The sequence below is a fragment of the Pedobacter sp. Leaf170 genome, assembly GCF_920984665.1.
Lineage (GTDB): Bacteria > Bacteroidota > Bacteroidia > Sphingobacteriales > Sphingobacteriaceae > Pedobacter.
Genome location: NZ_CAKLBP010000002.1, coordinates 57,431 through 78,139, shown reverse-complemented (window position 1 = coordinate 78,139; position 20,709 = coordinate 57,431). Strand labels below are relative to the sequence as shown.

At 36.3% G+C, this 20,709-nt stretch carries 20 protein-coding genes; 11 read left to right on the top strand and 9 right to left on the bottom strand.

What is annotated here, in order from left to right:
* Positions 1 to 16: 16 nt before the first annotated feature.
* On the bottom strand, positions 17 to 532 hold the full coding sequence (locus LUA90_RS05340) for a 5'(3')-deoxyribonucleotidase (protein WP_231458546.1): 516 nt from the start codon (positions 530 to 532) through the stop codon (positions 17 to 19).
* Positions 533 to 734: 202 nt separating this feature from the next.
* Here LUA90_RS05340 and LUA90_RS05335 point away from each other — a divergent pair, with 202 nt between their 5' ends.
* The 5 genes from LUA90_RS05335 to LUA90_RS05315 all read left to right on the top strand — a co-directional run bounded on the left by LUA90_RS05335 (position 735) and on the right by LUA90_RS05315 (position 4,523).
* On the top strand, positions 735 to 1,295 hold the full coding sequence (locus LUA90_RS05335; protein WP_231490564.1) for a 30S ribosomal protein S16: 561 nt from the start codon (positions 735 to 737) through the stop codon (positions 1,293 to 1,295).
* 209 nt (positions 1,296 to 1,504) lie between these two features.
* A complete protein-coding gene (gene rimM, locus LUA90_RS05330; RefSeq protein WP_231458544.1) occupies positions 1,505 to 2,032 on the top strand; it encodes a ribosome maturation factor RimM in 528 nt (175 codons plus the stop codon).
* A gap of 91 nt (positions 2,033 to 2,123) precedes the next feature.
* A complete protein-coding gene (gene trmD, locus LUA90_RS05325) occupies positions 2,124 to 2,798 on the top strand; it encodes a tRNA (guanosine(37)-N1)-methyltransferase TrmD (protein WP_231490563.1) in 675 nt (224 codons plus the stop codon).
* A 137-nt stretch (positions 2,799 to 2,935) separates the two neighbouring features.
* Positions 2,936 to 3,283, top strand: coding sequence for a 50S ribosomal protein L19 (gene rplS / locus LUA90_RS05320; RefSeq protein ID WP_353958908.1), 348 nt, complete (start codon positions 2,936 to 2,938; stop codon positions 3,281 to 3,283).
* Positions 3,284 to 3,353: 70 nt separating this feature from the next.
* Positions 3,354 to 4,523, top strand: coding sequence for a mechanosensitive ion channel family protein (locus LUA90_RS05315; protein ID WP_231458542.1), 1,170 nt, complete (start codon positions 3,354 to 3,356; stop codon positions 4,521 to 4,523).
* An 812-nt stretch (positions 4,524 to 5,335) separates the two neighbouring features.
* Here LUA90_RS05315 and LUA90_RS05310 read toward each other — a convergent pair.
* From LUA90_RS05310 to LUA90_RS05300, 3 genes are read right to left on the bottom strand one after another with little or no spacing between them, the layout of a single operon-like run.
* Positions 5,336 to 5,995: a phosphatidylserine decarboxylase family protein gene (locus LUA90_RS05310; protein WP_231490562.1), complete on the bottom strand. Its 660-nt coding sequence runs from the start codon at positions 5,993 to 5,995 to the stop codon at positions 5,336 to 5,338.
* Positions 5,996 to 6,048: 53 nt separating this feature from the next.
* On the bottom strand, positions 6,049 to 6,591 hold the full coding sequence (gene hpt / locus LUA90_RS05305) for a hypoxanthine phosphoribosyltransferase (RefSeq protein WP_231458540.1): 543 nt from the start codon (positions 6,589 to 6,591) through the stop codon (positions 6,049 to 6,051).
* A gap of 39 nt (positions 6,592 to 6,630) precedes the next feature.
* Positions 6,631 to 8,775, bottom strand: coding sequence for a transglycosylase domain-containing protein (locus LUA90_RS05300; RefSeq protein ID WP_231490561.1), 2,145 nt, complete (start codon positions 8,773 to 8,775; stop codon positions 6,631 to 6,633).
* Between the two features lie 131 nt (positions 8,776 to 8,906).
* Here LUA90_RS05300 and LUA90_RS05295 point away from each other — a divergent pair, with 131 nt between their 5' ends.
* Genes LUA90_RS05295 through LUA90_RS05285 form a run of 3 tightly spaced genes read left to right on the top strand, consistent with a single transcriptional unit; the run spans position 8,907 to position 10,948 of the window.
* Positions 8,907 to 9,983 carry an Mrp/NBP35 family ATP-binding protein gene (locus LUA90_RS05295; RefSeq protein ID WP_231458538.1) on the top strand — a complete coding sequence of 359 codons (1,077 nt, stop codon included), beginning with the start codon at positions 8,907 to 8,909 and terminating at the stop codon, positions 9,981 to 9,983.
* Positions 9,984 to 10,017: 34 nt separating this feature from the next.
* A complete protein-coding gene (locus LUA90_RS05290) occupies positions 10,018 to 10,263 on the top strand; it encodes a NifU family protein (protein ID WP_154280643.1) in 246 nt (81 codons plus the stop codon).
* A 46-nt stretch (positions 10,264 to 10,309) separates the two neighbouring features.
* A complete protein-coding gene (locus tag LUA90_RS05285; protein ID WP_231490560.1) occupies positions 10,310 to 10,948 on the top strand; it encodes a hypothetical protein in 639 nt (212 codons plus the stop codon).
* 590 nt (positions 10,949 to 11,538) lie between these two features.
* Here the strand turns inward: LUA90_RS05285 and def are convergent.
* The 3 genes from def to LUA90_RS05270 form a co-directional block, all read right to left on the bottom strand.
* Entirely contained in the window at positions 11,539 to 12,099 is a 561-nt protein-coding gene (gene def / locus LUA90_RS05280; protein WP_231490559.1) for a peptide deformylase, read from the bottom strand.
* A gap of 74 nt (positions 12,100 to 12,173) precedes the next feature.
* The gene (locus LUA90_RS05275; protein ID WP_231490558.1) at positions 12,174 to 13,406 is read right to left on the bottom strand and encodes a pitrilysin family protein; all 1,233 of its coding nucleotides are present in this window, start codon (positions 13,404 to 13,406) and stop codon (positions 12,174 to 12,176) included.
* A gap of 136 nt (positions 13,407 to 13,542) precedes the next feature.
* Complete coding sequence (locus LUA90_RS05270; RefSeq protein ID WP_231490557.1) at positions 13,543 to 15,693, bottom strand: S9 family peptidase; 2,151 nt, start codon at positions 15,691 to 15,693, stop codon at positions 13,543 to 13,545.
* A 288-nt stretch (positions 15,694 to 15,981) separates the two neighbouring features.
* On the opposite strand from LUA90_RS05270, the gene proB reads away from it, so the two are divergent.
* Positions 15,982 to 17,082, top strand: a complete 1,101-nt coding sequence (proB, locus tag LUA90_RS05265) for a glutamate 5-kinase (RefSeq protein ID WP_231490556.1) — start codon at positions 15,982 to 15,984, stop codon at positions 17,080 to 17,082.
* Between the two features lie 39 nt (positions 17,083 to 17,121).
* The gene (locus LUA90_RS05260) at positions 17,122 to 18,369 is read left to right on the top strand and encodes a glutamate-5-semialdehyde dehydrogenase (protein ID WP_231490555.1); all 1,248 of its coding nucleotides are present in this window, start codon (positions 17,122 to 17,124) and stop codon (positions 18,367 to 18,369) included.
* Between the two features lie 72 nt (positions 18,370 to 18,441).
* Here the strand turns inward: LUA90_RS05260 and LUA90_RS05255 are convergent, their stop codons facing one another.
* Positions 18,442 to 19,824, bottom strand: a complete 1,383-nt coding sequence (locus LUA90_RS05255; RefSeq protein WP_231490554.1) for an MBL fold metallo-hydrolase RNA specificity domain-containing protein — start codon at positions 19,822 to 19,824, stop codon at positions 18,442 to 18,444.
* Between the two features lie 146 nt (positions 19,825 to 19,970).
* Here LUA90_RS05255 and LUA90_RS05250 point away from each other — a divergent pair, with 146 nt between their 5' ends.
* On the top strand, positions 19,971 to 20,222 hold the full coding sequence (locus LUA90_RS05250) for a hypothetical protein (protein ID WP_231490553.1): 252 nt from the start codon (positions 19,971 to 19,973) through the stop codon (positions 20,220 to 20,222).
* A gap of 42 nt (positions 20,223 to 20,264) precedes the next feature.
* Here the strand turns inward: LUA90_RS05250 and LUA90_RS05245 are convergent, their stop codons facing one another.
* Positions 20,265 to 20,636 (bottom strand): hypothetical protein, encoded by a 372-nt coding sequence (locus LUA90_RS05245; RefSeq protein WP_231490552.1) that lies wholly within the window; start codon positions 20,634 to 20,636, stop codon positions 20,265 to 20,267.
* Positions 20,637 to 20,709 lie beyond the last annotated feature (73 nt).

Sequence of the window (20,709 nt, the reverse complement as noted above, 5' to 3'; positions counted from 1 at the left end):
TTGAATTGTAAGTTAATTAAAGCAACAACTTTGCAACATCCTGCCAATTATTTACCCTTTCGTAATCGGTAATTAATAAATTATGTGGTGAGGTATAAAGCAATGGGCGCCCTTTAAAATTCATGAAATTTTTAATGCGGTCGTCTATTAAAACATCAACTTCAACAATTTTATTTCCACAAAACATAATGTGCTGCCAATCTAAAAAAGGAAAGTGTTCTGCAAGCCAATCGTATTTATCAACTAAAGAATTTCTAAATTCCATAGCTGCAGAAACAATATAAACATCATATTTTTCTTGCAAGGCTTTAATCACTTCCTGGCTATCAGGTATAACGTCTAAATCGCGAAAAAACCCCGGTTCATTTATATATTCAAGCCATTTTTTATTAACGTCTGGTATTTGCATAAATACTTCGTTGCCCGGTTCAATGGTTAAATCAAGCGGCGACCCAAAATCACGATTGTAAAGTTTTATAAATTTAGGGATGACATCAGCAATAACTTCATCCATATCAATGGCTATTCTCATGGCGGTAAAGATAAATGAACGGGAATGAAGCATCAAGCATAAAAAGGTAAAACCTTAGTTTGGGCGATGTTGATAAGCTTTGGTTTTTATGCTTATTTCATAATCTTTTTTCAATTTGCAAAGTATCAATCAATTACTTATCTTTGCGTCCCCGCAGCACGAAGCTCCGGGAACTATGTTGAATACATAATAAAATTGAAAAATGGCAACTAAAATCAGATTGCAAAGATTCGGTAAAAAAGGGAAACCTTTTTTCCACGTTGTGGTAGCAGATTCTCGCTCTCCACGTGATGGTAAATTTATTGAGCGTTTAGGTTCTTATAACCCAAACACCAATCCTGCAACCATCGAAATTAATTTCGAAAAAACTTTAGCTTGGGTTAACAGTGGTGCACAACCAACTGATACAGCTCGTGCAATCCTTTCTTACAAAGGTGTTTTATACAAAAAACACTTAGAAGGTGGTGTTAAAAAAGGCGCTTTAACTCAAGAACAAGCAGATGCTAAGTTTACAGAGTGGTTAGATGCAAAAGCTGGTAAAATTTCTGGTAAATCAGAAGGTTTAGCAACTTCTAAAGCAGATGCTCGTAAAGCAGCTTTAGCAGCAGAAGCTAAGAAAAAAGAAGATAGAGCAGCAGCAATTGCAGCTAAAAATGCACCAGTTGCTGAAGAAGTTGTTGAAGAAGAAGCTCCGGCTGTTGAAGCTGAAGCAACTGAAGAAGCTCCTGCAGCAGAAGCAACTAAAGAAGAAGGCGCAGAATAATTTAATTTATTTTGATGCAAAAAAATAGCGTTTCGATTACTCGGAGCGCTATTTTTATTTAAAGAGATTTTTAAAAGATCGTCATTGCGAGGCACAGTTTATCCCGACCGTTCGGGAAAGCAATCCAATGGAGAATTAATATTGAAACGAGATTACTTCATCTGATGGAATTGGATTCTCAATAGTGAAAATACATAGCGCTTTAAGACATGAAACACGAAGAAGCATTTTACATAGGTTACGTTACCAAAACAAGAGGTTTAAAAGGCGAAGTACAGATATTTTTCGAATTTGACGATTACGAACAACTCGATTTTGATGTGGTTTTTGCTGATATGAACGGCAAATTAGTTCCTTATTTTGTGGCATCGGCAAAGTTGCAGGCAAATAAAACCGGCTATTTTAATTTTGATGATGTAGATCATATCGATAAAGTGCAGCCGCTTTTAAAAAAGAAGCTTTATTTGCCAATCGATAAAATGCCTGAACGCAATGAAGATGAGTTCTTTTATACTGATTTAAAAGGATTCTTAGCTATTGATGAAACGCTTGGTGAGTTGGGTTCAATTATCGAAGTAAATGAATATCCTCAGCAATTTATAGCAACAGTATTGTACAAAGAAACTGAAATTCTTTTTCCTCTAAATGAAGATTTTATAGTTGAAATTGATGATGAAGAGAAGATTTTAACATTGGATTTGCCTGAAGGCTTGCTCGATATTTATCTTGATAAATAGTTTAGAAATATATCTACCTTAAGTCTTATAGACTTGAATCGCCCTAAAACATCCACCTTTTTAAATTTTCCGTTTTCCATATATTTGTACCATGCGTTTTGATATTATAACCGTTCTTCCTGCCTTATTGGAGAGTCCTTTTGCACATTCCATATTACAACGGGCACAAAAAAAAGGCATTGCAGAAATTGTTGTTCACAACCTGCGTGATTATGCCACTAACAAACAAAAAAGTGTGGATGATTACCAGTATGGGGGCGGTAGTGGAATGGTAATGAGTATTGAGCCATTTGCTGCATGTATTGAAAAATTACAGTCAGAAAGAACTTACGATGAGATTATTTTTATGAGTCCGGATGGTGTTACGCTTAACCAAAGCACAGCCAACGAACTTTCTATCAAAAAGAATATCATCATTTTATGCGGGCATTATAAAGGCATTGACCAGCGGATTAGAGATATTTATGTTACCCGAGAAATTTCTGTTGGTGATTATGTTTTAAGTGGAGGAGAATTGCCTGCGGCAATTGTTGTTGATGCAGTAGTGCGATTAATTCCTGGGGTATTAAATGACGAAACTTCTGCACTATCAGACAGCTTTCAAGGTGAACTTTTAGATGCTCCTGTGTACACACGTCCGGCTGATTGGAGAGGACATAAAGTGCCTGATGTGCTGTTAAGCGGACATGAAGCTAAAGTTAACGAATGGAGGCACGAGCAGGCTTTAGAACGCACCAAACAACGCAGACCTGACCTTTTGGAATAGAAGCATTTAACCCTTTCTATTGTGGATTTCATAAAGATTGTGGAAAAAATAAAAATTACTTTTTTTTATAAAAAAAAAACCCTAATATTGCAATCCGATTTTCACGGGTTGAAATATCGATTTAATAGCTTAAAATCATGGATTTAGTAAAATTTGTTGAAGAGCAGGCCATCGCGAAAAAAGATTTTCCTGCGTTCAAGTCTGGCGATACAGTGAGCGTACACTATAAAATTCGCGAAGGTAATAAAGAACGTATTCAGATTTACCAAGGTGTTGTAATTCAACGCAACAGTGCTGGTGCTAACGAAACTTTCACAGTTCGTAAAATTAGTAACAGTGTTGGTGTTGAGCGTATTTTCCCTATCAATTCTCCAAACATCGAGAAGGTAGAAGTTAATAGCTATGGTAAAGTTCGTAGAGCGAAATTATTCTACTTACGTGCTTTAACTGGTAAAGCTGCTCGTATCAAATCTTTAAGAAAATAATATTCTTTATTATAAGATATAGCCTTCACGATTAATTTCGTGGAGGTTTTTTCGTTTATACCGCTACGCTATGTTAGATTCTGCATTTTTTGAACAGGTTTTTTGGGGTAATACCGTAAAAGCTTATTGCCTTTTTGGCGGTATTCTGTTCTTTGGGTTAATTTTTAAACGTATTGTATCCAGGCTTTTAAGTCAGCTACTTTTTAAGCTTTTTAAAAATTTCTCTCAACAAGCTCATGATGATGCATTTGTATCGTTATTAATTAAGCCGATTGAACTTTTCATTCTGCTTTCTACACTTTACCTTTCGGTAAATCAACTAAAACATCCATTAGAAGTCTCAATTTTCCATTATAGTAAATTAGTGGGTAAGGTTAAAGAAGCTATACCGGTTACTATCGGCGATTGTATAGATAGGGTTTTTCTTTTTATGATAATTCTATCCGTATTTTGGATTATCCTAAGGATTATCGATTTTATAAGTCACGTTTTACTATTCAAAGCCTCTTTAACACACAATAAATCGGACGACCAATTAGTGCCGTTTTTAAAGGAGCTCTTTAAAACGCTTGTTATTTTTATAGGTTTCTTTACGCTTTTAGGTTTTGTATTTGAAGTAAACGTTTTAACCTTAATCACCGGGCTTGGAATTGGTGGTATCGCGATTGCGCTTGCAGCTAAAGAGAGTTTAGAGAACCTGATTGGCTCTTTTACTATATTTCTGGATAAACCCTTTGTTGTAGGCGATTTAGTGAAAGTTGATGGCGTAGAAGGAACGGTAGAAAAGGTTGGCTTTAGAAGCACCAGAATTCGTACTTCGGAGAAAACTATGGCAACCATCCCAAATAGGGGTATGATTGATGGTGTTTTGGAAAATTTATCGTTAAGAAACTCACGCAAAGTTGCTTTTACCATTGGCTTAACTTACGAAACCAATGCGGCGGCTGTGAAAAATATAGTGTCTGAAATTGAGCATTATATCATCAACAGAGAAGGAACAGCAGATGTGAACGCTTCTTTCAAAAGCTTTGGTGAATCTGGTTTAAATATCGAAGTTTCGTATTTTGTTGTGATTTTAGATAATGCTGAGTTTCTTCAAATCAGACAGGAGATTAATCTCGAAATTATGGATATCGTAATGAAAAACAAGTCTGGCTTTGCTTACCCAACCCAAAGATTGATAAGTGATATTCCATTAACGCTGCACGATAAAGAAGTTGGTAATGATACAATGGATTAGCGGGTTGCTACGATTGTATAACTTGCATTAATTCTTGGCATGTAACCAATGTTTTTTTGGAAATTAAAGCTCGGTATTTCATCGTTTGCGGCAGCCCCGCTTTTACACTGCAATCTTTTTGTTGTCATCCTGAGCGTGGTCGAAAGACAGAAAACAAAAAGTATTTCCGTTTCAATCGGGTTTATTTGGCTTTGGAAAGCTACTATTAGCATTTGCAATGTGCAGATTTTGGCTAAAGCCGAACGGCAATTAGTAGCGAGCAGTTTTACTAATTAATTTCCATTCATTGCCATTGGTTTCATCCAAATCTTTTTGTCATCCTCAGCGTAGTTGAAGGAAGTCTGCCAATCTGTGGCTAAAAATAGTTGCCACGGAAACACAGAATACACGGAAATCGAGCTACCTTTTATATATCTGTCATCCAAAGCCTTTAAATATTAGCACCTTTTTCATCCTGAGCGTAGTCGAAAAACAGAAAACAAAAAGGATGTTCACTACTATCCCTTAAGTTTAGATACAGCGGCTTATACAAGAAAATCCTCTCAAAAAGGCAACTACCCTGGCTTCGATAGCCCCGACATAGCGAAAATCCTTTTGGCAGTAAAAAATCTAACTTTAGCCATAACAATAACCAAAAGATTGCAGCATTGGCCGGGCCGCCGTAACCGAAAAGCTTGTGTTACTGCGCTTCAAATGAGATTTAATGATAAAGGCTTGTCTAAAAGCTAATTCAAATTTACCAGTTTTTTTTGTAAAAACAGAAAGGGCAATTTGATAAACCAAATCGCCCTTTCTAATAGTTTATAAATAACCTAGCTTAAAGTAGCTAAAGTTGTGATTCCACCTTTTACAACCTGATTAAGCTCTACGTTAACTTTTGTTCCTACCGGAAGAAAAACATCTACACGTGAGCCAAATTTGATGAAACCAAATTGCTCTGTTTGCAACACATTATCGCCTTCCTTAATATACCAAACAATTCTACGGGCCAAAGCACCTGCAATTTGACGGAATAATATTGATGTGCCGTTATTATGTTCTACAACAGTTGTTGTACGTTCGTTTTCTGTAGATGATTTAGGATTCCAAGCGGCTAAGTATTTACCTGGGTGGTATTTAAAAAACTTAACCACACCAGAAATTGGATTTCGGTTAATATGAACATTTACCGGCGACATGAAAATTGAAACCTGTAAGCGTTTATCCTTAAAATATTCCCCTTCTTCAGTCTCTTCAATTACCACAACTTTTCCGTCAGCAGGGCAAATTACCAAATTATCTCCGGCAGAAAAACTACGACTTGGATTACGGAAAAACTGCAATACAGTTAAAAACAATAAAGCAGAAAGAATGTAGATAAACCAACGTAGCCATGTTACATCGTAATATTTATAATCCACAAAAGCATTAAGTATAAAAACAAATAATACCGTTAATGCAATTGATGTATAGCCTTCTTTGTGTATGGTCATTGTATTAAAATTATTGCGCAAAGGTGCGAAAAATATATTAATCTGCTTAGAAATTATTCGCCAATAGCTCTGTAAATATCAGTCAGGTTTCTGCCAAGCCCGTTATAATCTAAACCATAGCCGACCACAAATTCATTCGGTATTTCGAAACCGATGTAATCCAAGCCTTCAATTTTATATTTAAGTGCCGCAGGTTTAAGCAGTAGTGAAGCAACTTTAACCGATGCCGGATTTTTTTCCTTTATCATTTTTAAGATATGCGTGAGCGTTAAGCCTGTATCTACAATATCTTCAACAATAATAATGTCTCTTCCTTCCAAATTATCGGGCAAACCAATTAGTTCTTTAACATTGCCAGAGCTTTCTGTTCCCTGATAAGATGCAACACGCATAAAAGCAACTTCGCAAGGCACATCAATTTCTTTAATTAAATCGGCCATAAAAAGAAAACTTCCGTTTAATACACCGATAAATAGAGGGCACTTACCTTCGTAATCAACATTCATCTGGATACCCATCAATCTGATGCGTTTATTTAGCGCATCATTCTCTAAAAAAATCTCAAACTCCTTATCTTCTACTGTTATTTTATGCATTTTATTTTTTGTAATGTTGAAATATGAAGCCTCAAATATCTATTGACCGCTTTCGAGCTCACGTTCTTTCCTACGCTGTTCTCTTCGCTCTTGCCTTAATTGTTTTTTGGTTTTGGTTGTATCGGCAGTTTTAATGGTTGCAGTGTCTTTCTTTCCGCCACCAAAAATACGGTCGAAAAGATTTTTATTTTTATCCTGCATAATTACCTGTGGCATTTCGCTGTCATCATCGTCAAAAACGGTTGTATCAACGGCGGCAGTATCCGGAGCTAGGTATTGCCTTAAACCTTCGCGTAGCCTAACATTGTAAAAACCATAACCCGAAGAATCTGATGGCGTTAAACCTCGTCTGGCCATAATATTCCCCATAAACCTGAAATAGTTGTACATATACGGTTTCAGGCTTCCATCTGCCATAAATTTATACATAGATGCTTTAGGTTTCGGAACAATACTCGCCAAAAACAATCCATCACCAATGGTTAAATCAGCAGGTTGCTTGCCAAAATAATATCGCGAAGCTTCACCAATGCCATAAATGTTTTGTCCAAGTTCCATAATGTTAAAATAAACCTCCAGCATGCGCTGTTTACTTACCAGGTGATTGTGTTCGATTAGCCACACAATTAAAATTTCTTCCGCTTTGCGGGCCAAAGTTTTTTGGCGACTTAGATAAACGTTTTTAACAAGTTGCATACTGATTGTACTTCCGCCACGCTTAAATTTTTTCTCCTTATAGTTTACTGCAATAGATTTTCTTATGGATTCTTCAACAAAGCCATTGTGTGTGTAAAAAGATGGATCTTCTGCTGTTAAAACAGCATTTATAAAGTTTTTAGAAATCGCATTTAATGGAGTGAAATTATGATTTGCAGGACCAATTATTATGTCACGCATGGGCTTACCATATTCATAAGGCGTGTAAACAAAAGGACTGTTAATTTTCTGGAGGTTGGTTTTGCCCCATTGCAGGATTTTAAAATCCACCGGCGTTAAAGTAGAGCTGAAGCGAACACTATCAGGAATTTTTGTATCGAGATAAAAATTTAAATTATACTTCACTTTACCCTGAACTTTTAAACCATCTAAAGATTCGAATAAACCTTGAGGAAAAGCTTCAAAAATTGCCTGTGCATCTTGTTCTTCAGCATTTAGTTTAAGCTCGTAAATTTTATTCTTTCCTAAAGTGTATTTAACAAATGGATGAATGGATGCATTTTTTAAGTATGCAGTAGATGTACTATCCAGAGCGATGTAGTTCGGTCCAATTAAAACATCGGCATCTAATTTTGCGCTTTGAACAACAATATCATTCGATGCAATTCTTGGCTGGTTTATTAACATGTTTTTCACCGACCATGAACCAGAAATTTTGTAATCATCGCCGCTATATTTCGCGTTTTTAAGTTCCGTTTGCAGCGTATCAAAACTCAGTTTTGCATGTAATTTGTTATTAAGATATGGTAGTTCCAGTTTTTTACCATCAGCATAGGCTGTAAAACTTAGCTCTTTACTGCCGGGATTTACATAACCATCAATATGCCATTTAGATTCTCCTTCGTTAACGTTAATTGTAGATTTTAAATCACCACCATCAATTACAGCTTCGGTTGCAAAACTCAGCTTTGCGGTATCATGATCATTAAATTTAAAAAGCATGTTTTTAACATCCAAATCATCCGGGATTTTATATAAAACCTCGTTTAAAACGTTGCTGGCAATATCGGCAAGGTTAACTTTGCCTTTGGTTTCTGTACTATCTTTCTTTTTTCTTTTTAAAATGAAATCGATATTTGTAGTAGAATCTTTAAGCACAACGCTTACAAAACCATTGTTGAGTTTTATTTCTGACAGCTTTACATTACCAAAAATTAATGGAAATAGTTTAACCCCAACGCTTAATTCGTTGATGCTGGAAAGGGTGTCTCTATCCTTCGGAACGATAGAAATTGCAGTCATTTTTACGGTGCTTAAACCTGTAAAACCAGCGCTGCCAATTTTAACATCCAGATCGTAATCTTTATTTGCTTTTGCGATAGCTTTAGCCACCATTTTTTTAAGCAAAGCTTCTCTTTTGCTATACGCAACCGCACCTAATGCAATACAAACAATAAAAAAGACACCTAAAACCCAGGCGCCAATTTTTAAATATTTTTTGGGGATGTTTATTTTCGGTATCTGCATACAGTGCTTAAAATGATTAATTGCTTAAACGTAACAATTAAATGTTTATTTCGTGTTAAAATTACAGTTAAAAACCCTAAATAAAAGTATTTATAGGGATGTTTTGTTAATTTTGAATTTAAATTATTCAGATGCAAATTAGCCAACAACAAGTATTAGATGCGCTTAAAAATGTAGAAGATCCAGACCTGAAAAAGGATTTGGTTACCTTAAACATGATTAAGGATTTAAACATCGTTGATAAAAAAATCAATTTTACGCTTGAACTGACTACCCCGGCATGCCCTATGAAGGATATGCTAAAAAATGCCTGTACAAATGCAATTAAACATTTTGTAGATGCGGAGGCAGAAATTTCTATCAACATAACATCAAGGGTTACGCAACCTGTAAATTCATCTTCTCTGGATAACATCAAAAATATAATTTTGGTTTCATCAGGAAAGGGAGGTGTTGGTAAATCTACGGTATCTAGTAATCTGGCGGTTACCTTGGCTAAAGATGGTGCAAAAGTTGGTTTAATTGACGCTGATATTTACGGGCCATCTGTACCAACCATGTTTGATTTAGTTGATGCAAAACCTGGTGCTGAGGAAACGGCAGATGGAAAAACCAAAATTATTCCGATAGAGAAATATGGAATTAAATTATTGTCGTTAGGCTTTTTTGCAGACCCGGGTCAACCTGTGCCATGGCGTGGTCCAATGGCATCAAACGCGGTAAAGCAATTATTTAACGATACTAACTGGGGCGAGTTAGATTATCTGATTGTTGATTTACCTCCGGGCACTGGGGATATTCACATTACCATTACACAAAGTTTCCCTATTTCCGGAGCGGTTGTGGTAACTACACCGCAGCAAGTTGCTTTAGCAGATACGCACAAAGGTTTGGCTATGTTCAGAATGCCGGGCATAAACATTCCTATTTTAGGTGTTATTGAAAACATGTCGTACTTTACGCCGGCAGAATTGCCCGACAATAAATATTACATTTTTGGTAAAGGCGGTGGAACTGTTTTAGCCGAGCGATTTGATGTTCCGTTTTTAGGTGAAATACCTATTGTACAAAGTATTGCAGAAGCAGGCGACAATGGAAAACCGGTTGCTTTGAACCAAAATGTTTTAATGGATGAAATTTTTGGAGATATTGCAAGTAAAATAGCACAGCAAATATCAATCAATAATGCGCAAATGGCTAATTCCTAAAAAATTAGTATTTTTAGATTTTAAATAACACAGAATGAATTTAACAGAGCAAGTAGAACAGGCATTAGAAACCATCAGACCATATTTAAAGGCCGATGGAGGGGATGTTTCTGTTGAAGAAATTACAGCTGAAGGAACAGTAAAGCTTAAGCTTTTAGGTAACTGCGGCTCTTGCCCGATGAGTTTTATGACTATGAAATCGGGGATTGAGCAAGCAATTATGAAGGCTGTTCCGCAGATTACATCTGTTGTAGCGGTAAACATGGCCGAGCAAGATTAACAATATTTAACAAGCAGATTTACATTTTAAATTTACATTTGCCTTAATGAGATATTGTATTGCCCTAATTTGTACACTTTTTTCTATAGCCGCATTTGCACAACAAAAGCCGGCACAGGATAAATTGATTCAATTTTCGGGTATTATTACAGATATTGATAGCACAAGCGTAATTCCTTATGTTACCATGACTAACCTTTCTGCCAATAGTAAACGTGTTGCGGCAGATTACAGAGGTTATTTCTCTTTCATTGTAAACCCTGGCGATACCATCTTGTTTACAGCCATAGGTTACAAAAAATTCTCAACCATTATTCCTTTAAGTACTCCCGACAGCAAATACACCATTATGGTAAAACTGAAGGCCGAGGTAATTAATTTACCAACGGTTCGGGTATTTCCGTGGGCAACAACAGAAGAGTTTACAAAAGACTTTTTATCGATGAAAATTGCTGATGATGATATGGCGATAGCAAAAAGAAATCTTTCGCGATCTTCTATCAATGGTATGATTCAGGCATTGCCTCGTGATGCGCAGGAAATTGGTAGCCAAAATTATCGGTACAATTTCGACAGGATGATCAACAAAAATATGGTTCAAACCAACCCATTGTTAAATCCTTTTGCATGGGGTAAACTTATGCAATCTATTTTTGATGGCGATAAAAGCCGCAGCGAAAATTAATAAAAAGCCCGTCATTACGAGAAATGAAGCAATCTTCCTGGAAAAAAGCGACTTCATTTACACTAAAATATTTTCTATAAATTTAACAAGAGCTAATTTTGTGGCGTACCTATCCCGAAGAAAAATCGGGAAAGGGTCGGGCTTTGCAAAGCTACGCTTCGCTACGGTACCGATGAAAAATCGGTACTAAACCCTTACCTGCCCACCGCAGGCAGGCAATCCCTAACGCAAAACCCTGTTTATTAATAATGTTGTAATATTTGATAGCGATAAAAGCCGCAGCGAGAATTAATAAAAAAACCCGTCAATAATGGAGCAAAAGAAGGGAAAACATTTACATTTTCCCTTTAACATCTTTCCATCAAAATTATCTTTCTACTCCTCGGTCTGTGTCTTCACAGACAGAAATATATACTTGGTTTTGCTCAAGCCAATAATTATAGCCCTGATTAAAATGGCAGCCTCCAATTTTTTTTCAAAATTGGAGCTATAATGGAAAGCAGGTCTGCTTTTACCGATTAGCACAGGTTTTGCGCTACAAAAAAAAGGGAAAACGTTTCCATTTTCCCTTTAACATCTTAAATTAAACCTTATCTTCTTTTACTTTTATTTGGAAACTTCATTTTATAATCCGTTTTAATGTTTCCTTTTGAAATTGCATCTAATTTGCTTTTCAACATCGTTTTACGCAAAACACTAACTTTATCGGTAAACAGTTTTCCTTCAATATGGTCGTACTCATGCTGAATAACACGTGCTGCTAAGCCATCCACGTCATCTGTATGCTCAACAAAATTTTCATCAAGGTAATTGATTTTGATTTTTGGTTTGCGGGAGATATTTTCACGAATATCAGGAATGCTTAAACAACCTTCGTTAAAAACCCAAGGTTCGCCCGTTTCTTCAACAATTTCGGCATTTATAAAAACCTTTTTATAGCCGGGCGTGCCATCTTCATCCTCGCCGGTATCAACAATAAATAATCGAATAGGCAAGCCAATTTGAGGCGCAGCAAGACCAACGCCGTTTGCGTAATACATGGTATCGAACATGTCGCTAATCAACTGCTTTAATTCGGGATAATCTTTATCTATATCGGCACCTACTTTTTTCAAAACAGGATCTCCGTATGCTACTATGGGTAATTTCATTGTGTGTTATGTTTTTATTTCGCTCGTCATTGCTTCGTGCCTCGCAATGACGGAAATTATTGCAAAAATAACAATTATTCCAGTATTGGACTGAAAGTAAAAATATTCAATTGTTCTGGTGCTAAAACTTCATCAATAATTTGAGCCATTTCAGTTGCCTTAACGTTATTTATTTTTGCAAAAACCTGTTCTAAAGAATCAATTTTATTATGATCGATTAAGCTTTTTGCCATTGAAATGATCAACCCGATTCTGTTCTCTTCACCTAAAGCAATTTGTCCGATAAATTTATTTTTAGCCTTTTGTAATTGTATATCATTGAGTGGATTATCTTTTAATTTCTTCATTTCTTTGAAAATTAATGATAATGCCTTTTGATGTTTTTCTTTATCCGTTCCGAAATAAATTGAAAAAATTCCGGTATCGCTTAATGGTGCAAAGCTAGATTCGATGGTATAGGCAATTCCGTATTTTTCCCTAATTTGTAAATTTAGAACAGAGCTCATTCCGTTGCCGCCGAAATAATTATTTAGCAGCATTAAGCCTGCTTTATATTTATGATGCGTGGAATAGGTTTGCGCACCCAAAATGCAGTGTGTTTGCGTAATCGGCTTGTAAATGTTACTAGTAGTTGGCTTTAATATTTCAGGTTTTATTCTGTTAAGCGATGGCGAATTCTCTTCAACATCGGCAAAATGCTTTGTGCCTTTAGCTATCACACTTTTCAAATTGTAGTTTCCTAACACAGCAATAACAATTTCATTTGTTCTGTAATTCGCGTTCCTAAAATTAATTACATCTGCTCTGGTAAAATTTTGAACAGAATCTGTTGTGCCTAAAATGTTATTTCCTAAAGCATTGCCTGCAAAAAGCATGTCTTCAAAATCATCGTTAATGGCCTCTTCGGGCTGATCTAAATAAGAAGCAATTTCATCAAGAATTACACTTTTTTCTTTATCCATTTCATCTTCCGGAAAAGTAGAATGGAAAATAATGTCATTAAAAAGCTCTAAAGTTCTATCTAAATAAGGATTTAAGAAAGACGCATGCACACAAGTATATTCCTTTGTGGTATACGCATTTAAATCTGCGCCAACACTTTCTAAGCGATTTAAAATTTGATTTGTACTGCGCTTTTCGGTTCGTTTAAAAATTAAGTGTTCTATGAAATGCGCTAAACCTGCTTTGCCTTCAGGTTCATCTCTCGAACCAGTGTTTATAATGATGCAGGCGTGTGAAATGGTTGATGCCGAGGGCACATGCATAATGCGAATGCCATTCGGTAAAGTATGAACATTGTATTCCATTGGTGGGCAAAGATACGGCTAATAGATTATAAAGCTTTGTTATTACGCTATGTAAATGTAAAAGCCATATCAAATTATAAAAAAGCCGTTTAGAAATCTTAAATAATTTCTAAACGGCTAAATATTTAAATATTGGCTATTTATTTATGCCTTCGAGTGCGAATAAAAACGCCCATCTAAGAGAAACATCTTTCAAATAATCGAAGCGACCAGATGCGCCACCATGCCCAAATTCCATATTGGTTTTTAGCAAGAGCACATTGTTATCCGTTTTGTTAGCCCGTAATTTTGCAACCCATTTTGCAGGTTCAAAATATTGTACCTGGCTATCATGCAAACCTGTAGTAACCAACATATTTGGGTAGGCCTTTTTCTCAACATTTTCATACGGAGAGTAGCTTTTCATATAATCGTAAGCTTCTTTTTGCTTCGGATTTCCCCACTCATCAAATTCATTTGTAGTTAACGGAATACTTTCATCAAGCATGGTGTTAATTACATCAACAAAAGGCACATCTGCAATAACGCCGTTCCATAAATCTGGTGCTAAATTTACAACAGCACCCATTAATAAGCCACCGGCACTACCGCCGTTTGCATATAAATGTCCTTTTGAGGTATATTTTTGGTCAACCAAATACTCGCCTGCGGCGATAAAATCGGTAAAAGTGTTTTTCTTTTTCATCAATTTACCGTCTTCATACCATTGGCGCCCCATCTCTTGTCCGCCGCGTATATTAGCAATGGCAAAAACAAAACCTCTATTTAATAAACTCAATCTCGGCGAAGAAAATGTGGCGTCGGTGCTCGAGCCATAAGAACCATAAGCATAAAGCAATAATGGTGCGTTGCCATTTTTCTCAAAGCCTTTTTTGTAAACCAAAGCAATTGGAATTTTTGTTCCATCTTTTGCGGTTGCAAAAACACGTTCAGTTGCGTAATCCTCAGGTTTGTAACCTCCCACAACTTCCTGCTGTTTCATTAACTTCTTCTCTTTTTTCTCTAAATCGTAATCAAATGTAGAGTTTGGCGTAGTTAACGAGGTGTAAGAATAACGCAATGTTTTGCTATTATATTCAAGGTTTGAACCAGCGCCGGCAGAATACACAGGCTCATCAAATTTTATGTAATAATCGCTTCCATCATTTTTTAATACTCTAAGTTCCGTTAAACCATTTTTACGTTCAGAAAGCACTAAATAATCTTTAAATTCTTCGCCATATTCCAGTAAAACATCCTTACGGTTCGGTATCACTTCCTTCCAGTTTTCTTTGGCGGTTTTATCTAAAGGGCATTCCATTAAACGGAAATTTTTTGCATTCCAGTTCGTTACAATATAAAATTTGTTATCAACCGGCAAAACATCGTACAAAACGTCTTTCGAGCGGGCCGAAAAAACCTTAAATGCAGATTCAGGTTTGTCCGCATCAATCATGCTCATCTCATTTGTTAAAGTACCAGCCGATGATATTAAAATATATTTACCATTCTTTGATTTACCAACCCCGATGTAATTTGTATTGTCTTTTTCATCATAAACAACGGCATCGGCTTTTGGGTCGGCACCAAGAACATGCTTTTTAATTTTTTCGCTTAATAAGGTAACCGGGTTTTTAGATGTGTAAAAGAAAGTTTTATTATCATTTGCCCAAGCAACACCTCCTTGCGTATTCGGAATGGCATCTTTATAAATTTCTCCAGTTTCCAAATTCTTAATATTTATGGTGTATTGTCTACGCGAAACTTTATCTACACCATAAGCTAATAACTTGTTATCCGGACTAATACTAAAGCCCGAAGCACTGTAATATGGGTGCCCTTTTGCTAAATCATCAACATCTAATAAAATTTCTTCTTTAGCGGTTAAACTACCTTTTTTACGGCAATACTTATAATATTGTTTACCATCTTCTGTTCTGGTATAATAGAAATAACCATTCTTAAAAACCGGTACAGATTCATCTTTCTCTTTAATCCTGCTTTTCATTTCAGTAAATAAATCTGCCTGAAATTTATCCGTTCCTTTCATCATCGTGTCGAGATAAGCATTTTCAGCTTTCAAATAATCTACAACTTTTGTGCTGTCGGGTCCTTTTTTAAAATAATCAATCATCCAGTAATAATTATCTACAACGGTATCGCCATGAATAATTCTTTTATGCGGTTTTATTTCGGCTATTGGCGCTTTAGCATCAGGCCATTTTATAGGTTCCATTTCTTTCTTTTGGGGATTATTACACGCTGAAATTGCACCAAGCAAAATTAGCGAAGGTAAAATACGTTTCATGGTTGGTTTGATTTAGGTATTGGCAATTTAATAAAATTTAAACTATTAATTTGAAAATGAAGGCTTCGGCATTTTATGGCAGTCATCAGTCCCGCCAATAGCTTTACTACGTTTCACTCCGTGCTCGCTTATGTCGGGTTTATGAACAAAGTATCCTGCCTTTGGCCAAAATGCAGGTGGGAAAATTTTATCATTTTCGCAAAAATTTTAGTTCTGGATAATTATCATTTAAATTGAAAAAATAGATGTTAAATTGCCGCATTAATTTTACAAAACGCCCTTTGTGCTATGAAGGGTTTGGAGCAGCCAATGAAATTAGGGTACAAAAAAATTATTGTTAAAGTTGGGTCTAATGTAATTACACAGGCAAACGGTTTACCCGATGAAGGGCGAATTAAACATTTGGTAAATCAGTTGGCTGAGATTAAAAAGCAGGGCATCGAAGTAATCTTAGTTTCGTCTGGCGCCGTAGCCTCAGGTAGAAGCTTAATTACTGTTGCAGAAAAGCAAGATGCCGTAACAACCAGACAACTTCTTGCAGCAATTGGCCAGGTAAAACTGATTAATACCTACTCAAACTTTTTTGAACCGCATAAAATAAAATGTGCACAGGTTTTAGTTACTAAAGAAGATTTTAGAGATAGGGCACACTATTTAAATATGAAAAATTGCATGCAAATTTTGCTGCAAAATGATGTTATTCCTGTTGTAAATGAGAACGATGTAGTTTCGGTAACCGAGCTAATGTTTACCGATAACGATGAATTAGCAGGTTTAATTGCTTCAATGCTAAATGCAGATGCGTTAATTATACTATCAAACGTAAATGGTATTTACAACGGCGACCCAAAGTTGGAAGGTTCAAAAGTTATTGAAGAAATTTCAGGTTCGGTTTCAAATCTGGCATCTTTTATCCAAACGGGTAAATCGCAATTTGGTCGTGGTGGTATGGTAACAAAATCTACAATGGCTCAAAAAGTGGCAAAATTGGGTATTGCGGTGCACATTGCTAACGGAACTACAGATAATGTACTAAGCACTTTGTTAAACAATCAATTGGTTCACACCCGTTTCATCCCCGAGAAAATAAAATCTGGCAAGAAAAAATGGATTGCGCATTCAGAAACATCAGCAAAAGGAATTGTGAAGTTAAATAATGGTGCAAAAGAAGTCTTAACCTCAGGTAAAGCCACGAGCTTATTGCCAATTGGTATTATCGAAATTCAATCAGATTTTTTGAAAGGCGATATCATCAAAATTATAGATGAAAATAACCAGCTTATCGGGCTAGGGATTGCAGAATATGGCTCTGATAAAGCAAAGGAGAGAATCGGGCAGAAAAAGCAAAAGGCTTTAGTGCATTACGATTACTTTTATTCAGCGATATAAGTTTAAAATCCAGTTAGTCTTGATACTTGATACTAAGAAATGAACTACAAACAATATTTTGAAAATTCTCAGCAAGCAAGCCGGACATTGGTAGGCTTAAACAAAAATACAACGAATGCAGTATTGGCAGATTTAGCCGATGCTTTGGTTTTGCATTCAGCAGAAATTTTAGCAGAAAACGCAAAAGATTTAGCTAAAATGCCGATTGAAGATCCAAAATACGACAGGCTTAAGCTAACCGAGCAGCGCATCGCAGATATTGCAAGTGATGTTAAGAATGTTAGTAATTTATCAAGTCCACTAGGCGAAATTTTATCAGATAAAATCCTTGATAATCAATTACAAATTCAAAAAGTAAGAGTGCCATTAGGTGTTGTTGGTGTAATTTACGAAGCCCGGCCAAATGTTACCGCCGATGTATTTTCGCTGTGCTTTAAAACGGGTAATGTGGCTGTGTTAAAAGGCGGGAGCGATGCTGAATTTTCAAACTTAGCCATAGCGAAGGTTATTCAAGGTGTACTAAAAAAACACGATATAAATCCCGATGTTTTAACGCTTTTACCTGCAGAAAGAGCGGCAACTGAAGCCCTACTAAATGCCAGAAATTTTGTAGATGTGCTCATTCCCCGCGGCAGCCAATCTTTAATTAATTATGTAAGGGAAAACAGTAAAATTCCTGTAATTGAAACCGGAGCCGGTATTGTGCATACTTATTTTGATGCGACTGGAGATTTAGAAAAAGGTAAAGCCATTATTTTCAACGCAAAAACCCGAAGGGTAAGCGTTTGTAATAGCTTAGATTGCGTATTGGTTCACCAAAATAAATTAGCTGAATTATGTAATCTTTTATCGCCTTTGGCGGATGCAAAAGTTGAAATTTTTGCCGATGAAATAAGTTATGGTGTTTTACAACCATCTTATCCAGGTGAATTATTACACCAGGCACAGGATGAACATTTCGGTACAGAGTTTTTATCGTTAAAAATAGCCGTTAAAGTAGTGCAGGATTTAGATGCTGCTTTAAATCACATTGCAAAATATAGCTCCAAGCATAGCGAAGCTATTATATCTGAGGAGGCCGAAAATATTACCCGCTTTTTAAATGAAGTGGATGCGGCTGCGGTTTATGCAAATGCATCGACAGGATTTACAGATGGCGCACAGTTTGGCTTAGGTGCAGAAATTGGTATTAGCACTCAAAAACTTCATGCCCGCGGACCAATGGGTTTAGAAGAACTTACAAGTTATAAATGGGTTGTGCGTGGTGACGGACAGGTGAGGGGATAGACGTGACGTCATTGCGAGGCACGAAGCAATCTTACAATTTGGATTATAAACACTAATGAACCATTGAACCAATTAAATTTCAAAAACCTCTCCCCTTTGTGGCGCAACAACATTAAAACCATCTGCTTGCAATGAGGCAGTTAAGCTTTGTAAACTCCTGTCTTCCCCATGTACCAAAAATACCTTTTTAGGCTGGCCGGTTTGCTTTACGGTTCGCATTAAATCATCATGGTCGCCATGGCCACTCAATAAATCGGTTTGGCGAATAGTAGCATAAACCATCATTTCTCTGTCTTTTATTCTAACAATAGGTGCACCGCTTAATAGCTTATAGCCCAATGTTCCTTTTGCGCAATAGCCAATAAATAAAATTGTGCAATAATAGTTTTGTATGTTGTAATAAAGATGATCTTGAATTCGCCCGCCTTCTAACATACCTGCAGAAGAAATGATGATGCATGGGTCGAAATAATTTGAAACATCTTTACTTTCTTTCATGGTTTGCACATAAGCCAAATGCTCAAATTCAAACTCATCGCCCATGGTTTTATAAAAATCTTTTGCCTCTTGATTAACCAAATTATGGTGTTTGCGATAAACATCTGTAGCTTGTATTGCCATCGGGCTATCAACAAAAATTTGAACAGGCGGCAATAACTTTTTTGTAAAAATTTGATTCAAAGCAAAAACCAAAGATTGTGTTCGGCCAATGCTAAAGGCTGGAATAATTAAACGCCCCGGAGTTTTAATACAAGCTTCCTCAATCTCTTTAACTAGTCTTTCTCCTAAAGTTTGGTCTTTTGTGTGGTATCGACCGCCATAAGTGGCTTCGCAAACAAAATAATCAACTTCAGGTATGGGTTCAGGTTTCACCAGAACCGGATAATTTTCGCGACCAATATCGCCCGAGAAAGCAATACGCTTTTCTTCGCCATTATCGTTAATGGTTAATACAGCTGCCGCAGCGCCAAGTAAGTGCCCTACCGGGATAAATGTTAAGCTGATATCACCATTAATTTTGAACGGTTTGTTAAATGCAATCGTTACAAAACGGTCTATGGTATCCATTACATGCTTGTGCAGATACAAAGGTTTTGGTCCACTGAAATTGCCCCTTTTGGTACGGGGTTTTCTACTTTGTTTACGTAAAAAAAGCTCAACAGAATCAAATAAAAGGATAGAAGTTAAATCTGCAGTTGGAGGCGTACATAGCACTTGCCCATCAAAACCCAAGCGCACAAGCGTTGGTAAATTGCCCGAATGGTCGATATGGGCATGGGTAAGTATAACCAGATTTATATCCGATGGATAGAAGGGAAATTGTTGGTTTTCTTCCTGATAGGTTTCTTTTTCATAATCCAAACCGCAATCTATCAGTATTTTATAATGCCCAACTTCGAGCAGGTGCATACTACCTGTTACCTGTTGTGCAGCACCCCAAAACGTTAACTTCATCTTCTAATCTTTCCGTAAATTGTTTAGTGCAAAGTAGTACAATTGATTAAGTTTTTAAACAACTCGCCGTAATTTTTTTGCTGTCTGATTATCTATTTTACCTTTTGGAAAAGCTTAAAGCCTTATCTTTGTGAAAAAAGACAGCCATGCAAGAACCATTTGATGTAGAAATTGGTCCGATAAATTATTCGGTTTTCCCGGAAGGAAATGATATGTACACCATTTTTAAAGATGGTAGAGAATACATTCAGATTTTAAAAGATACTTCATCCATCTGGTTAAAAATGGATTATAAAACAGAACTTCCGATTTTTGAGGAAGATGAAGAGGTTAATGCAATTGGAGCGGCAATTGAAAAATATGCGCCGGAAGAGGACGATGAAGAGGAAGAATTGTAACGAAAAAAGTCCTGACTAATTCAGGACTTTTTTGCTTTTAAATTATCTGGTGCAATTGGCCGTCCAGGTTCCATTGGTATTTGACACGCCAATTTTTAAATTGTTGGCATCAATTGTAATACCTACAACGCCAGTACCAACGCTAATGTAAGTGTTTCCGCTTTCTTGGAATTTCACACCTGTAATATCAGGAATGTTATTGCCAAAGAAGAAGCTATACGTATCACTAACTTTGGTTACGGTAACTTTACCATCAGTACTGTTGATTTGAGTATCGCCTTTACTGTATGAAACAGTTCCTCTGTAAGTACCTACGAAAAAATCGTGGTCTGCAGGGTCAGTATCTTTTTTACAAGATGACATTACGGTTAATGCTATTAATAGCATGCTGAAAATTTGAATAGTCTTTTTCATGATATGTTTTTCAATTTTCAATCTGCCAAGGTAGTTAGCAGATTGGATTAGTAAATGTATGGGCATCATTACA

Coding starts and splice junctions, on each gene's coding strand:
- LUA90_RS05340 (WP_231458546.1), bottom strand. CDS start 532: ATGAGAATAGCCATTGATATGGATGAAGTTATTGCTGATGTCATCCCT.
- LUA90_RS05335 (WP_231490564.1), top strand. CDS start 735: ATGGCAACTAAAATCAGATTGCAAAGATTCGGTAAAAAAGGGAAACCT.
- rimM (WP_231458544.1), top strand. CDS start 1,505: ATGAAACACGAAGAAGCATTTTACATAGGTTACGTTACCAAAACAAGA.
- trmD (WP_231490563.1), top strand. CDS start 2,124: ATGCGTTTTGATATTATAACCGTTCTTCCTGCCTTATTGGAGAGTCCT.
- rplS (WP_353958908.1), top strand. CDS start 2,936: ATGGATTTAGTAAAATTTGTTGAAGAGCAGGCCATCGCGAAAAAAGAT.
- LUA90_RS05315 (WP_231458542.1), top strand. CDS start 3,354: ATGTTAGATTCTGCATTTTTTGAACAGGTTTTTTGGGGTAATACCGTA.
- LUA90_RS05310 (WP_231490562.1), bottom strand. CDS start 5,995: ATGACCATACACAAAGAAGGCTATACATCAATTGCATTAACGGTATTA.
- hpt (WP_231458540.1), bottom strand. CDS start 6,591: ATGCATAAAATAACAGTAGAAGATAAGGAGTTTGAGATTTTTTTAGAG.
- LUA90_RS05300 (WP_231490561.1), bottom strand. CDS start 8,775: ATGCAGATACCGAAAATAAACATCCCCAAAAAATATTTAAAAATTGGC.
- LUA90_RS05295 (WP_231458538.1), top strand. CDS start 8,907: ATGCAAATTAGCCAACAACAAGTATTAGATGCGCTTAAAAATGTAGAA.
- LUA90_RS05290 (WP_154280643.1), top strand. CDS start 10,018: ATGAATTTAACAGAGCAAGTAGAACAGGCATTAGAAACCATCAGACCA.
- LUA90_RS05285 (WP_231490560.1), top strand. CDS start 10,310: ATGAGATATTGTATTGCCCTAATTTGTACACTTTTTTCTATAGCCGCA.
- def (WP_231490559.1), bottom strand. CDS start 12,099: ATGAAATTACCCATAGTAGCATACGGAGATCCTGTTTTGAAAAAAGTA.
- LUA90_RS05275 (WP_231490558.1), bottom strand. CDS start 13,406: ATGGAATACAATGTTCATACTTTACCGAATGGCATTCGCATTATGCAT.
- LUA90_RS05270 (WP_231490557.1), bottom strand. CDS start 15,693: ATGAAACGTATTTTACCTTCGCTAATTTTGCTTGGTGCAATTTCAGCG.
- proB (WP_231490556.1), top strand. CDS start 15,982: ATGAAGGGTTTGGAGCAGCCAATGAAATTAGGGTACAAAAAAATTATT.
- LUA90_RS05260 (WP_231490555.1), top strand. CDS start 17,122: ATGAACTACAAACAATATTTTGAAAATTCTCAGCAAGCAAGCCGGACA.
- LUA90_RS05255 (WP_231490554.1), bottom strand. CDS start 19,824: ATGAAGTTAACGTTTTGGGGTGCTGCACAACAGGTAACAGGTAGTATG.
- LUA90_RS05250 (WP_231490553.1), top strand. CDS start 19,971: ATGCAAGAACCATTTGATGTAGAAATTGGTCCGATAAATTATTCGGTT.
- LUA90_RS05245 (WP_231490552.1), bottom strand. CDS start 20,636: ATGAAAAAGACTATTCAAATTTTCAGCATGCTATTAATAGCATTAACC.